The following is a 12,453-nucleotide window of genomic DNA, read 5'->3' on the forward strand; positions in this document are numbered from 1 at the left end:
CAGGGATACGTGCGATGCTTGGTCCCGTCGGCCAGGCTGCCGGGTTACCGCGTCGCCGCAAGGCGCCGGTGCCAGGCGGAGTCCGTCGCCGGCGCCTGCCACGTTAGGGTGAGGCGATGGCCATCAGCGATGAGCCGGTGACAATTCTCAGCGACGATGAAAGCTGGGAGCTGCTGAGCAGCGTGCAGCTTGGCCGATTGGTGACATGTGTGGGCTCCCGGCCCGATATCTTTCCGGTCAACTTCGTCGTCCAGCGTCCCACCGTGCTGTTTCGGACCGCCGAAGGCACCAAGCTGTTGAGCGTGGTGATCAACAAAAACGTTGCATTCGAGGCCGACGGGCACTCACTCGATGCCGGCTGGAGCGTCATAGTCCAGGGCACGGCCGAAGTGTTGTCGACCAGCGCGGAGATCGCCGAGGCCGATCGCGCGGGGCTGCGGCCCTGGGTGGCAACCCTAAAGCTCAACTATGTTCGTATCCACGCCTCGGCCATTAGCGGCCGGCGATTCCGTTTCGGTCCCGAGCCCGAACGGGAAGCCACCTTCGCCTAAAGCGCTTAAAGCGCGTCTAATCCCAATGCCGGGTAGTTAAGGCGTTGCCGGAGTTGTCAAGGTGACTCGCGGTGCCGCATTCCGCCATGCCCGGATCCACCCTCGCCCGGTCCTCGCCTGATATGGGGCTAATCGGCTTTAATCTGCTTTAATCCGGATTTTGCAGTAGTTGAGTTGCACTCGAGGCAGAGGTGGACAACGGAAAGCCCTTACGTTGCAAGGGAAAGGTCCGCAGGCCTAGAACTGCAGGGCGGCCACCAGAGCCGCACGCCGCCTGCTCAGCCGAAAAAATTGCTCCCCCAGACGGATCCACAGAGATCCAGGGCTCGGTCCCCGGTGGCCGGCAACGGATAGGCGCCACCGACAAAGCGCCACCAACAATTAGCGCCCGTAAGCAACATCGGCCCGTTCGGACGCCAACTGGTACACATCGATCAGTCGGCTCAGATCGCTGGCGCTGACGATACCGGCCAGACGGCCCGCGTCGATAACCAGAGCGCGGTTTCCGACATCGGATCTGAGGCGCTCGAGCAGCGCGGTGAGCGGTTCGTCCGGAGTAGCGGTGGGCACCCGTGGCAGGGGTATGGCGGCCTCCCGAACCAGGGTGGCGGGTCGCTGGTTCGGCGGAATCCCGCGCAGCTGTGCCAGGGTGATGAGCCCGATGATCGAGCCGTCGCGGCCAGCGACCGGATACGCCGAATGGCGGTCGCCCAGCAGATAATGCTGAATGAAGTCCTCGATGGTGATGTCCGCGGGTGCGGTGTGCGGGTTGGCGGTCATGACGTCACCGACACGGACGTCGGCGATGGCCTGCCGGGCTGTGACCTGGGCCTCCTCTTCGTGGGACGCGGCGAAAATGAACCATCCGATGAACGCCAGCCACACGCCGCCGACCATGGCCCCTGCCAGGAACTCCACCAACCCGAGCGCGATGAGGATAAAGGCAAGGACGCGTCCGGCGTGCGCGGCGCCGATCGTGGCGCGCACACTGTCGCCGTAGCGGCGCCACAGGTAAGCCTTCAGCACCCGCCCGCCGTCCAAGGGGGCTCCCGGCAGCAGATTGAACACACCCAGCAGCAGGTTGATGCCGGAAAGCCACCACGCGACGCCGAGCACGATGGGCGCGATCCCCAGCGTGCCGAGCAGGTAAGCCGCGCCCCCGAAGGCCCCCGCGAGTGCCAGGCTCATGAGCGGGCCCGACACCGCGATCCGAAACGCTTCCTTGGGTGTCTTCGCTTCGCCCCCGAGGCGGGTGACGCCCCCGAACAGCCACAGCGTCACGTCGATCACCCGGACGCCGGCGCGGCGTGCCAGAATCGCGTGGGTCAGCTCGTGGGCCAGCAGCGAGCCGAGCAGTACCAGCGCGCCGCACGCCCCGGCCAGCCAGTAGGCCCCTTTCGAATAGTTCGGCACGGTGGTCGGCAACGTGGAGGCAAGGCTCCAGGTAAACAGCCAGAGGATGACCAGCACGCTCCAGTTGACGCTGACCGGAAATCCGGCGATGCGTCCTATCGGAATGCCCTTCATGTCAGATAACCTCCACAGATGGTGGTGGACAAGGTCTTAGTGTGATCGCAGGCGCCTCTGCGGCGCGCGGCGCGAGTTCCCTATGATTCCCCGCGCAATTCCCCAACAATTGCCTGATATCGTTGCCTGATATCGGCTGCGACCAGACATTGTGCCGTCCTTGTCAAGGGATGCCGGTATGACGGACGTGATGTCATCGACACTAGCCGCCCGGCGGTCTGCGGACAGGAGCCCTTGGTCCCGACGGGGGTGGCCCTAGGACCTTTGGCGTGGCAGCACCCGTCGACCGCGACCGGCGATTCGGATGGTGCACGGCGTGCCGGTTGGCCGTCGCCGACCAGCATGTGCAGCCGGGCGCGGTGTCCGGGAACCCGACCCCTTTAGATTCGAAAACCCGACCAGATCGGAAACCCGGCCAGATCGGAAACCAGCGAAAGAAGGCACCATGGCCGCCTCCCCCGCCCGCCTCGTCAGAGCACCCCGCGGGCCCGCGTTGTCTTGTCGGGGCTGGCCGCAGGAGGCCGCGCTGCGGATGCTGATGAACAACCTCGATCCCGAGGTCGCCGAGCATCCCGAAGATCTCGTGGTCTACGGCGGCACCGGGCGCGCCGCGCGCAGCTGGGACGCGTTCGACGCGATCGTGCGGACCTTGCGGCGCCTGGAAGCCGACGAGACGCTGCTGGTGCAGTCGGGCAAGCCGGTAGGTGTGCTCCGCACTCACGAATGGGCACCACGAGTGCTGATCGCTAACTCGAATCTTGTTGGTGATTGGGCGAATTGGGACTACTTTCGCAAGCTGGAGGCCGAGGGCCTCATGATGTACGGCCAAATGACCGCCGGTTCCTGGATCTATATTGGCACGCAGGGCATTCTGCAGGGCACCTACGAAACCTTCGGCGCGGTCGCCAAGAAGAGGTTCGGGGGCACGTTGGCCGGCACCATCACTTTGACCGCCGGCCTGGGCGGCATGGGTGGCGCGCAGCCACTGGCCGTGACGATGAACGAGGGCGTGGCGATCTGCGTGGACTGCGACGCGACCCGGATCGATCGCCGTCTCGCGCAGCACTACCTCGATGTCAAGGCCGCCGACATCGACGACGCGCTGCGGCTGGCGGTTACGGCCCGCGACGCCAGGCGGCCGCTGTCGGTCGGGGTGCTCGGCAACGCCGCGGAGGTCATTCCCGCGATGCTGCGCCGCGACGCCCCGATCGACATCGTCACCGACCAGACCTCGGCGCACGATCCGCTGTCGTACCTGCCGGTCGGTGTGGCATTCGAGGACATGAAGAAGACGGCCGAGAAGGATCCCGGCTATTTCACCGAGCAGGCCGAGCAGTCGATGGCCCGGCATGTCGCGGCGATGGTCGGCTTCATGGACCGTGGAGCCGAAGTCTTCGAGTACGGCAATTCCATCCGCAGCGGGGCACGTAACGGGGGATATCCGCGGGCTTTCGCCTTTCCCGGCTTCGTGACCGCCTACCTCAGGCCACAGTTCGAAGAGGGTCTCGGGCCGTTCCGCTGGGTGGCGCTGTCGGGTGATCCGAAGGACATCGCCGCCACCGACCGGGCGATCCTCGAGCTGTTTCCGGACAATAAGCACCTCGTCCGGTGGATCACCCTGGCCGGGGAGAAGGTCCCCTTCCAGGGGCTCCCCGCACGCATCTGCTGGCTGGGATACGGAGAGCGCCACCTGGCCGGGTTGAAGTTCAACGAGATGGTGTCCGCCGGCCAACTGGCCGCGCCTATCGTGATCGGCCGTGACCACCTGGATTCCGGGTCGGTGGCCTCCCCGTACCGGGAAACCGAGGCGATGCTCGACGGCTCCGACGCGGTCGCCGACTGGCCCCTGCTGAACGCTTTGGTCAACACCGCCTCGGGGGCGACCTGGGTATCGATTCACCACGGCGGCGGCGTCGGAATGGGCCGCTCGATTCACGCCGGCCAGGTTATCGTTGCCGATGGCACCGAACTTGCCGCGCAGAAGCTCGCCCGGGTGCTCACCAACGACCCGGGAATGGGCGTGATCCGCCATGTCGACGCCGGCTACCGGCGCGCTGCGCGCGTAGCGGCCGAGCGTGGGGTGCGTATTCCGATGCAGGAAAGCGCATCAGCGCCCACGACCAGGTAGCGGCACGGTGACAGCAACCTGGTGGTGTGAACACGCCTGGCGCGGCGGGGATTTGGTAGATGACGGGGTGCTGTTTACCGTCACCGACGGCCGGATCACCGCGATCGACACCGGCACCGCCCCGCCGTCGCATTCGAACCGGCTGCGGGGACTGGTTATTCCGGGCCTAGCCAATGCGCATTCCCATGCGTTTCACCGGGCACTGCGCTCGCGCGCCGAGCGCGAGCGCGGCTCGTTTTGGACTTGGCGCGACCTGATGTACCGGGCAGCGGAGCGCCTGGATCCGGATCGCTATCGACGGCTTGCCCGCGCGGTGTACGCCGAGATGGCGCTCGCCGGGATCACCGCGGTCGGCGAGTTCCATTACGTGCACCACGATGCCGGGGGAGCCCGGTACTCCGACCCTAACGCGATGGGGCGCGCGGTGATCGACGGCGCCGCCGACGCCGGAATCCGGCTCACCCTGCTGGACACCTGCTACCTGAGCTCCGAGGGCTCACCGCTGGCCGGTGTGCAGCAGCGGTTCGGCGACGGCAGTGGCGAGGCCTGGGCGCAGCGGGTGGAGGCTTTGCACCGGCAAATGGGTGATGTCACGACCGTCGTGATCGGCGCTGCCCTGCATTCGGTCCGCGGCGTCCCACTCGAGCACATGCCTGCGGTAATCGAATGGGCTGCGGGACACAATGCTCCGCTGCATGTGCACTCGTCGGAGCAGCTCCGCGAGGTCGAGCGATGCCTTGCGGTTTACGGTCGCACCCCTACCGCGGTGCTGCGGGACGCCGGCGCGTTGGGGCAGCACACCACGGTCGTGCACGCCACCCACCTCACCGCCACAGACATCGACGATCTCGTCCGCACGTCGACCGGGGTGTGCATGTGCCCCACCACCGAACGCGACCTCGGTGACGGTATCGGCCCTGCGCCCGCGCTGCTGGCCGGTCGCGGTCTGTTCAGCCTCGGATCGGACAGCCACGCGGTGATCGACATGTTCGAAGAGGCCCGCGCCGTCGAACTCGATGAGCGTCTGGCCAGCGGTCAGCGCGGCGTCATCGCGGCGGAGCGCCTGCTGCGGGCGGTCACGGTCGACGGCCAGCGCGCGCTGGGCTGGACCGACGCGGGTGTGCTCGCCGTCGGGATGCGCGCTGATCTCGTTGCGGTGCAGATGGATTCGATTCGCACCGCTGGCGGTGGGCTGACGCCCGAGAATGTCGTTTTCGCCGCCACCGCGGCTGATGTCACCGACGTGGTGATTGACGGGCGCATCGTCGTCGCCGGAGGCCGGCATGTCACCATTCCGAACGTGCCAGCCGAGTTGGCCAGCACGGTAATCGAACTCATGGATACATCGCTCAAAGCACCGCCATGAGCACGCTGTACACCGATATTCGCGAGCTGGTCACCAATGATCCCGAACACGTCGACGGGGATCCGCTCGGCGTCATTAGCGACGCCGCACTCGTCGTCGATGACGGCGAGGTCGCCTGGGTCGGGCACCGCGCCGACGCACCCCACGCCGATCGCCGAGTCAGCTGCGCCGGCACCAGCGTCATTCCCGGATTCGTCGACAGCCACTGTCATCTGGTGTTTGCGGGCGACCGCTCGGCGGAATTCGCGGCCCGCATGAGCGGCCAGCCCTACGACGCCGCGGGAATCGCCGCGACCGTGGCCGCCACCCGAGCGGCCAAGGATTCGACGCTGTCCGCAGGCGTCGCCCGACTCGCCGGCGAGCTGCTGCGCGCCGGCGTCACGACCTTCGAGTGCAAGAGCGGCTACGGGCTCACCGTCGCCGACGAAGCCCGCTCCCTGCGCATCGCGAAGGCCTTCACCGAGGAGACCACATTCCTTGGCGCCCACGCCCTTCCCACGGAGTTTCGCAACGATCGCGCGGCCTACATCGACCTGGTGACCGGGCCCATGCTCCAGGCCTGTGCACCGCATGCCAAGTGGGTAGACGTGTTCTGCGATCGCGGGGCATTCGACGTGGACGAGGCTCGTCACATCCTTCGCAGCGGTATGGCGGCGGGGCTGACGCCCCGGCTGCACGCCGGGCAACTCGGTTTCGGTGGGGGCATTCAGCTGGCTGTGGAATTGGGTGCGGCCTCCGTCGACCACTGCACCTACGCCACCGAGGCCGATATCGAGGCGCTGGCCGCGGGCACCACGGTCGCCACCTTGCTGCCCGGCGCCGAATTCTCCACTCGCGCCGAGTATCCCGATGCCAGGCGGCTCATTGACGCCGGAGTCACGGTGGCGCTGGCGACCGACTGCAACCCGGGCACCTCGTTTACCACAAGCATGGCGTTTTGCATCGCGGTTGCCGTGCGCGAGATGCATTTCACACCCGCTCAGGCGTTGTGGTCGGCCACTGCGGGTGGCGCGGCCGCGCTGCGCCGCTCCGACATCGGAATTCTCGCCCCCGGCCGGCGCGCAGACTTCGTTCGGCTGGACGCCCCGTCCCACCTGCACCTGGCCTATCGGCCGGGGGTCTCGCTGGTTCGCGACGTGGTCCGGGCGGGCCGGCGCTACCGGTATCCCGACCGGCCATGCCCCGACGAGAAAGGGGAGTCCTGATCATGAGTAGCCAACCCGTCGTCGTGGATGTCGGCCCGGTGACCTTCGACGAGGTGGTGCGGGTGGCCCGCCACGGCGCACGCGTGGTGCTGTCCGGCACGGCACTGGACGCGATCGCCAAGAGCCGCGCCGTAATCGAGCATCTTGCCCGGCATCCTGGCCCGGTCTACGGCGTCTCCACCGGTTTCGGCGCGCTGGCTACCCGCTATATCCCACCGGAACTCCGTAGCCTCCTGCAGCGCAGCCTTATCCGCTCCCACGCCGCCGGCTCCGGCGCTGAAGTCGAGCGTGAGGTCATCCGCGCCATGATGTTGCTGCGGTTGTCGACATTGGCCACCGGCCGCACCGGGGTCCGGCCCGAGCTCGCGCAAGCCTACGCGGGCATGCTGTCGGCCGGGCTGACTCCGGTCGTCTACGAATACGGCAGCCTGGGCTGCTCCGGTGACCTGGCGCCGCTGGCACATGTCGCGCTGGCGCTGATGGGGGAAGGCCAGGTGCGCACCGCCGAAGGCGAGCTGCTGGCCGCCGCGGACGCGCTGCACCGCTACGGGCTCGCGCCGGTGCAGCTCGCCGAGAAGGAGGGCCTGGCCCTGATCAACGGCACCGACGGCATGCTGGGGCAGCTGGTGCTCTCGCTGTGCGACTTGGACGGGTTGCTCAAGCTGGCCGATGTCGCGGCGGCGATGAGCGTTGAAGGACTGCTCGGCACCGCTCGAACGTTCGCGGCCGATCTGCAGGCGCTGCGCCCGCATCCCGGGCAAGCGGCGGCGGCCGCCAACATGACCAAGCTGCTGGCTGGCTCGCCGATCGTCGCCAGCCACAGCGGACCCGAGGACCCCGTGGTGCAGGACGCGTACTCGCTGCGCTGCGCACCGCAGGTCGCCGGCGCCGCCCGCGACACCGTCGAGCATGCCCGCGCCGTCGCCACTCGGGAGCTAGCCAGCGCCATCGATAATCCGGTCGTCACCCCGGACGGCCGCGTGGAATCCAACGGCAACTTCCACGGCGCCCCGCTCGCCTATGTGCTCGACTTTCTCGCCGTCGCCGTCGCCGACGTCGCCAGTATCAGCGAGCGGCGCACCGACCGGTTCCTGGACGTCGCCCGCAGTCGTGGACTGAAGCCGTTTCTGGCCGATCATCCCGGGGTTGACAGCGGGCACATGATCGCCCAATACACCCAGGCCGCCATTGTCTCCGAACTCAAGCGGCTGGCCCACCCGGCAAGCGTGGACTCCATTCCGTCATCGGCGATGCAAGAAGACCACGTCTCGATGGGCTGGTCGGCAGCGCGTAAACTGCGCACGGCCATTGCCGGGCTGACCCGAGTTTTGGCTATCGAAATCCTCACCGCCGCACGTGGTATCGAACTACGCGCACCGCTGAGCCCCGCGCCCGCCACCGCCGCCGTCATCGCCGCCCTGCGGGAGCGGGTTCCCGGACCCGGTACCGATCGCTACCTGGCGCCGGAGATCGACGCCGCCGTGCAGCTTGCTGCCTCGGGGGCACTGCTGGCGGCGGCCGAGGCCGTCACCGGCCGGCTGCGCTGACACTCGCCCGGTCCGGGGCGACCGGGCGAGACCGGCTACCGGCAACCCGTTGCGAGTGAGTGATCTTTAGTGGTCACGCGACTCGCGCCCCGTCTCGGGGTTGTTCCCGGGCCGGGTGGCCGGTTCCCTTGCGCGCTTCACAGCCACCAGCCGGGCGGGGCCCGGTCTCAATGGTCGGCTCCACCCGTGATAGCGGCCCCAACTGGGCCGACGACGCCAGCTGTGTCCTCGTAGCGCGCGAGGGTGATCGCGGCGTTGTCATCGCGCTGATGGACCGCCACACACGCGGCGCATCGCCAGGTTTCGTCCCAGCCGATGTCTTGGACCTGCCCACACAGCTGGCAGGTTTTGCTCGACGGGAACCATCGGTCGCCCACCCCCCTCCTGCGACCCGTACCAGCCGGTCTTGTAGGCCAGGTGCTGGCGCGGGGCGCCCAGGGCGGAGCCTAGCAGCAGTTATCGGTAAATGAAATCTGTTTGTAGAACACCGTATTAGCCTATGATCTGCCATAATCGCGCTTATCAGTATCAAATACTGACATCGGATTCAGTTGCATAATGTGCTACCATAGACGGCGTGGGTGACCATCCGATGACGGTGCGGCTCGACGAGCAAACGCGTCAACGGTTGCAGGACATCGTGGCCGGGCGATACCGCAGCGCTAACGCCGCAATCGTCGACGCCATCAACAAGCGCTGGCAGGAGCTGCAGGACGAGCAGCTCGACGCGGCGTATGCGGCTGCCGTCGACAACAATCCGGCCTACCCGTACGAATCTGAGGCCGAACGTTCTGCCGCGCGGCTGCGGCGCAACGCGCGGCAGAGGGACTCTGGGTAGTGGCTAGTCCGCTGAGGGGCCAGGTCTATCGTTGCGACTTGGGATATGGCGCTAAACCCTGGCTGGTCGTGTCAAACAACGCACGCAACCGCCATACCGCGGACATCCTGGCGGTCCGCGTGACCACGACGCAGCAGAGCTTGCCGACGTGGGTTGCGCTAGCACCCAACGATCCGCTGGTCGGCTATGCGAACACCGACAATATCGAAACCATCTGCAAAGACGAGCTCGCTGATTATCTGGGATCGCTCACGCCGGCGACCATGGTCAAAATAAATGCCGCGCTCGCAATCGCCCTTGCCCTACCGTTGTCCCGCCAGGGCCCAATTACGTCACGGTGACGTAATTGCCGTCCTTGCCTTCACCCGCCTCGCCGGCTGCGCCGAAGTCCTATCTAGCTCGCGCTCAATGACTGCGTTGATTAATCGTGAGCACCCTGTTTAGGGCAGCGAGATCTGGTGCGGGCCCGCGAAGACTGCCGCGGCGATTTGATGAGTTCCAGGCAGGCGCGCAATGTGGATGCAGCTAACGGGAATTAGGGAGCCGGCGGAAATAGTCGGCGACCGGGCGGCCATCGCGCAAATGCGGTCGCACCCAGACCCGGCCTGGCCGGGCAGACGGCTCGCCAGCGCGTTGCCACACGCCGGAGTGGTGATCCCAGACACATCCGGTTTCGAGATCGCCGGCCAGCACTAGGTTAAGCCAGACGCCGACGGCCGCAGCGGCTGTGGTGGCGTTTGTAACGCAGGCTGCAGTGTTGTCTTGACGGCCACGTGGCGATACGGCACCGCCCAGGTGGTGGGGTTGCGAACTGTTGCGTGTTGAGTGTAGTTAAGTGTGCGTAAGTGTGTTTGAATTGGTGTTGTGAATCTGGCGGATTGGGCCGAATCGGTTGGGGTGAACCGGCATACGGCTTATCGCTGGTTTCGGGAGGGAACGCTGCCGGTGCCCGCCGAGCGGGTGGGCCGGCTGATTCTGGTGCGCGCGACGCCGGCCGGCGACGGCGCGGTGGACGGTGTGGTGATCTATGCCCGGGTGTCCAGCCATGATCAGCGCGCCGATTTGGATCGCCAGGTGGCCCGGTTGACGGCGTGGGCGACCGAGCGGGATCTGGCGGTGGGGCAGGTCGTTACCGAGGTCGGGTCGGGGCTGAACGGCAAACGCCCGAAGCTGCACCGGATCTTGTCGGACCCGGATGCGAAGGTCATTGTTGTGGAGCATCGCGACCGGTTGGCCCGCTTCGGGGTGGAGCATCTGGAGGCGGCGTTGGCTGCGCAGGGGCGGCGGATCGTGGTGGCCGATCCCGGGGAGACCACCGATGATCTGGTGCGCGACATGATCGAGGTCCTCACGTCGATGTGCGCCCGGCTGTGTGGGCGGCGCGGGGCACGGAACCGGGCGATGCGCGCGCTGACGGCCGCTAAACAGGGACCGGGCCGGGCGGCATGATCGTCGGGATGCGCACCCGGGCGCAGGCCGCGAAGGTGGCCGCGGCCACCGGCGGGGCGCATCTGGCGGGTAAGCCGAAACCCGATGGGACGCCGACGTGGTCCCGGTATGTCGATGTGGGCGCCGATTTCGAGGCGCACCGGGCGGCGGTGGAGTCGGTGTCGGTACTGTTCGAGCTGTTCGATGGGGACGCCGAGGGCTATGCCACGACCGGGTCGCCGGGTGCAAAGTTGCCCACCGGGTGGACGGTGACAGCAGCCAAGTTCGAGGTCGAATGGCCCATAGAGCCGGATCGGGCGCGGTTGGTGCGCTCGCATTTCGGCGCGCGGCGCAAGGCGTTCAACTGGGGCCTGGCCCAAGTGAAGGCCGACCTGGACGCCAAAGCTGCCGATCCAGGCCACGATCCGGTGGGCTGGGACCTGGGTTCGCTGCGGTGGGCGTGGAACCGCGCCAAAGACATGGTCGCGCCGTGGTGGGCCGAGAATTCCAAAGAGGCCTACTCCTCAGGGCTGGCCGATCTGGCGCGGGCGCTGCAGAACTGGTCGGCCAGCCGCAACGGCACACGGCGAGGTCGCCGTGTGGGCTTTCCGCGTTTCAAATCCGCGCGCCGCGATCCCGGTCGGGTGCGTTTCACCACCGGAACCATGCGAGTCGAGGACGATCGGCGCACCATCACCGTGCCGGTGATCGGGCCGCTGCGATCCAAGGAGAACACCCGCCGGGTGCAACGGCATGTCGCTTCCGGGCGGGCCCGCATTCTGAGCGTGACGCTGTGGCAGCGGTGGGGCCGGTTGTTCGTCTCGATCGGCTACGCGCTGCGCACACCGGCCACCGCGACCACGGTGGCCTCGCCGACCGTGGTCGCCGGCATCGACCTCGGGGTGCGCGCTTTGGCCACCGTCGCCACCCTCGACACCGCCACCGGTGAAAAGTCGATCATCGAATACCCAAATCCGGTCCCGCTGAAAGCCACCCTGGCGGCGCGGCGGCGGGCCGGGCGTGAAACTTTCCCGCCGCATCCCCGGATCGCGCGGCCACCGGGCAGCGAAAGCCAAGCTGACCCGGCTGGATCGCCGGTGCGTGCACCTGCGGCGGCAAGCCGCCCCTCGGCTCACCACCGAGCTGGCCGGCGGCTATGGCCACATCGTGATCGAAGACCTCGACGTGGCCGCCATGAAACGCAGCATGGGACGACGCGCCTACCGGCGCGCCGTCTGCGATGCGGCGATGGGTTCGATCAGGCCGATGCTGGCCTACAAAACCGCCCGCCACGGCGCGGTGCTCACGGTGGCGGATCGCTGGTTCCCATCCAGCCAGATCCATCACGGCTGCGCCCAACCCGACGGCACCGCGTGCCGGCTGATCGGCAAAGGGCGCATCGACAAGCTGCTGGTGTGTCCGCGCACCGGCGACGTCGTCGACCGTGATCGCAACGCCGCGCTTAATCTCCGTGACTGGCCGGATCACGCCAGTTGTGGTCCAGTCGGGACCACGGCCCCACCGGTACCCGGGCCAACCGCATCGGTTGGCACAGGCCATGGCGCGGACACCGGAACATCCGGTGCCGGCGGAGCATCCGTAAGACCCCGCCCACGCGGGGCCGGATGCGGAGAGGCCAAAACCCAACCCCGCAAGGGGACGCCGCATGAGCGTGCAACTCAAACACACTCTCAAACACACTCAACGGCAACGGATCGAGTGCGGCGGTTATCGCGCGCACATCGACCATCGCGCGAGATAGCGCATCGTGCACGATGTCGCCGAGATGGCCGGCGTCGATGCCGTCACGGTAGATGTCGGCAATGCTCTGCGCGACTGGTGTGACTGGTAGGCCGTCGACGA

General features: G+C 67.2%; 9 protein-coding genes and 2 pseudogenes. 9 read left to right on the top strand and 2 right to left on the bottom strand.

All coding sequences use genetic code 11. The features are described from left to right. The first annotated feature begins 116 nt into the window (after positions 1-116). Positions 117-551, top strand: a complete 435-nt coding sequence (locus tag MSM1_RS21135) for a pyridoxamine 5'-phosphate oxidase family protein (RefSeq protein WP_213446196.1) — start codon at positions 117-119, stop codon at positions 549-551. Between the two features lie 381 nt (positions 552-932). Here the strand turns inward: MSM1_RS21135 and MSM1_RS21140 are convergent, their stop codons facing one another. Continuing rightward, the gene (locus MSM1_RS21140; protein ID WP_213446198.1) at positions 933-2,078 is read right to left on the bottom strand and encodes a site-2 protease family protein; all 1,146 of its coding nucleotides are present in this window, start codon (positions 2,076-2,078) and stop codon (positions 933-935) included. Positions 2,079-2,523: 445 nt separating this feature from the next. On the opposite strand from MSM1_RS21140, the gene hutU reads away from it, so the two are divergent. Genes hutU through hutH form a run of 4 tightly spaced genes read left to right on the top strand, consistent with a single transcriptional unit; the run spans position 2,524 to position 8,324 of the window. Further along, positions 2,524-4,206 carry a urocanate hydratase gene (gene hutU, locus MSM1_RS21145; protein WP_213446200.1) on the top strand — a complete coding sequence of 561 codons (1,683 nt, stop codon included), beginning with the start codon at positions 2,524-2,526 and terminating at the stop codon, positions 4,204-4,206. Positions 4,207-4,213: 7 nt separating this feature from the next. Continuing rightward, the gene (locus MSM1_RS21150) at positions 4,214-5,572 is read left to right on the top strand and encodes a formimidoylglutamate deiminase (protein WP_213446202.1); all 1,359 of its coding nucleotides are present in this window, start codon (positions 4,214-4,216) and stop codon (positions 5,570-5,572) included. Then, the gene (gene hutI / locus MSM1_RS21155) at positions 5,569-6,777 is read left to right on the top strand and encodes an imidazolonepropionase (protein WP_213446204.1); all 1,209 of its coding nucleotides are present in this window, start codon (positions 5,569-5,571) and stop codon (positions 6,775-6,777) included. The genes MSM1_RS21150 and hutI overlap by 4 nt, the downstream gene beginning before the upstream one ends. Positions 6,778-6,779: 2 nt before the next feature. Then, a complete protein-coding gene (gene hutH / locus MSM1_RS21160; RefSeq protein ID WP_213446206.1) occupies positions 6,780-8,324 on the top strand; it encodes a histidine ammonia-lyase in 1,545 nt (514 codons plus the stop codon). Positions 8,325-8,397: 73 nt separating this feature from the next. Here the strand turns inward: hutH and MSM1_RS21165 are convergent. Continuing rightward, positions 8,398-8,777 (bottom strand): annotated as a pseudogene (locus MSM1_RS21165) (zinc ribbon domain-containing protein); the annotation flags it as partial. Between the two features lie 139 nt (positions 8,778-8,916). On the opposite strand from MSM1_RS21165, the gene MSM1_RS21170 reads away from it, so the two are divergent. The 4 genes and pseudogenes from MSM1_RS21170 to tnpB all read left to right on the top strand — a co-directional run bounded on the left by MSM1_RS21170 (position 8,917) and on the right by tnpB (position 12,260). After that, positions 8,917-9,162, top strand: coding sequence for an antitoxin (locus MSM1_RS21170; RefSeq protein ID WP_213446280.1), 246 nt, complete (start codon positions 8,917-8,919; stop codon positions 9,160-9,162). Continuing rightward, positions 9,162-9,503, top strand: a complete 342-nt coding sequence (locus MSM1_RS21175; protein WP_213446209.1) for a type II toxin-antitoxin system PemK/MazF family toxin — start codon at positions 9,162-9,164, stop codon at positions 9,501-9,503. Before MSM1_RS21170 ends, MSM1_RS21175 begins: the two co-directional genes overlap by 1 nt. A 523-nt stretch (positions 9,504-10,026) precedes the next feature. Further along, entirely contained in the window at positions 10,027-10,611 is a 585-nt protein-coding gene (locus MSM1_RS21180; protein WP_213446211.1) for an IS607 family transposase, read from the top strand. Continuing rightward, positions 10,608-12,260, top strand: a pseudogene (tnpB, locus tag MSM1_RS21185) (IS607 family element RNA-guided endonuclease TnpB). Before MSM1_RS21180 ends, tnpB begins: the two are co-directional and overlap by 4 nt. The last annotated feature ends 193 nt before the right edge of the window (positions 12,261-12,453 follow it).

This window comes from Mycobacterium sp. SM1 (assembly GCF_018361265.1).
In the GTDB taxonomy this organism is placed as follows: domain Bacteria; phylum Actinomycetota; class Actinomycetes; order Mycobacteriales; family Mycobacteriaceae; genus Mycobacterium.

Coding starts and splice junctions, on each gene's coding strand:
- MSM1_RS21135 (WP_213446196.1), top strand. CDS start 117: ATGGCCATCAGCGATGAGCCGGTGACAATTCTCAGCGACGATGAAAGC.
- MSM1_RS21140 (WP_213446198.1), bottom strand. CDS start 2,078: ATGAAGGGCATTCCGATAGGACGCATCGCCGGATTTCCGGTCAGCGTC.
- hutU (WP_213446200.1), top strand. CDS start 2,524: ATGGCCGCCTCCCCCGCCCGCCTCGTCAGAGCACCCCGCGGGCCCGCG.
- hutI (WP_213446204.1), top strand. CDS start 5,569: ATGAGCACGCTGTACACCGATATTCGCGAGCTGGTCACCAATGATCCC.
- hutH (WP_213446206.1), top strand. CDS start 6,780: ATGAGTAGCCAACCCGTCGTCGTGGATGTCGGCCCGGTGACCTTCGAC.
- MSM1_RS21170 (WP_213446280.1), top strand. CDS start 8,917: ATGACGGTGCGGCTCGACGAGCAAACGCGTCAACGGTTGCAGGACATC.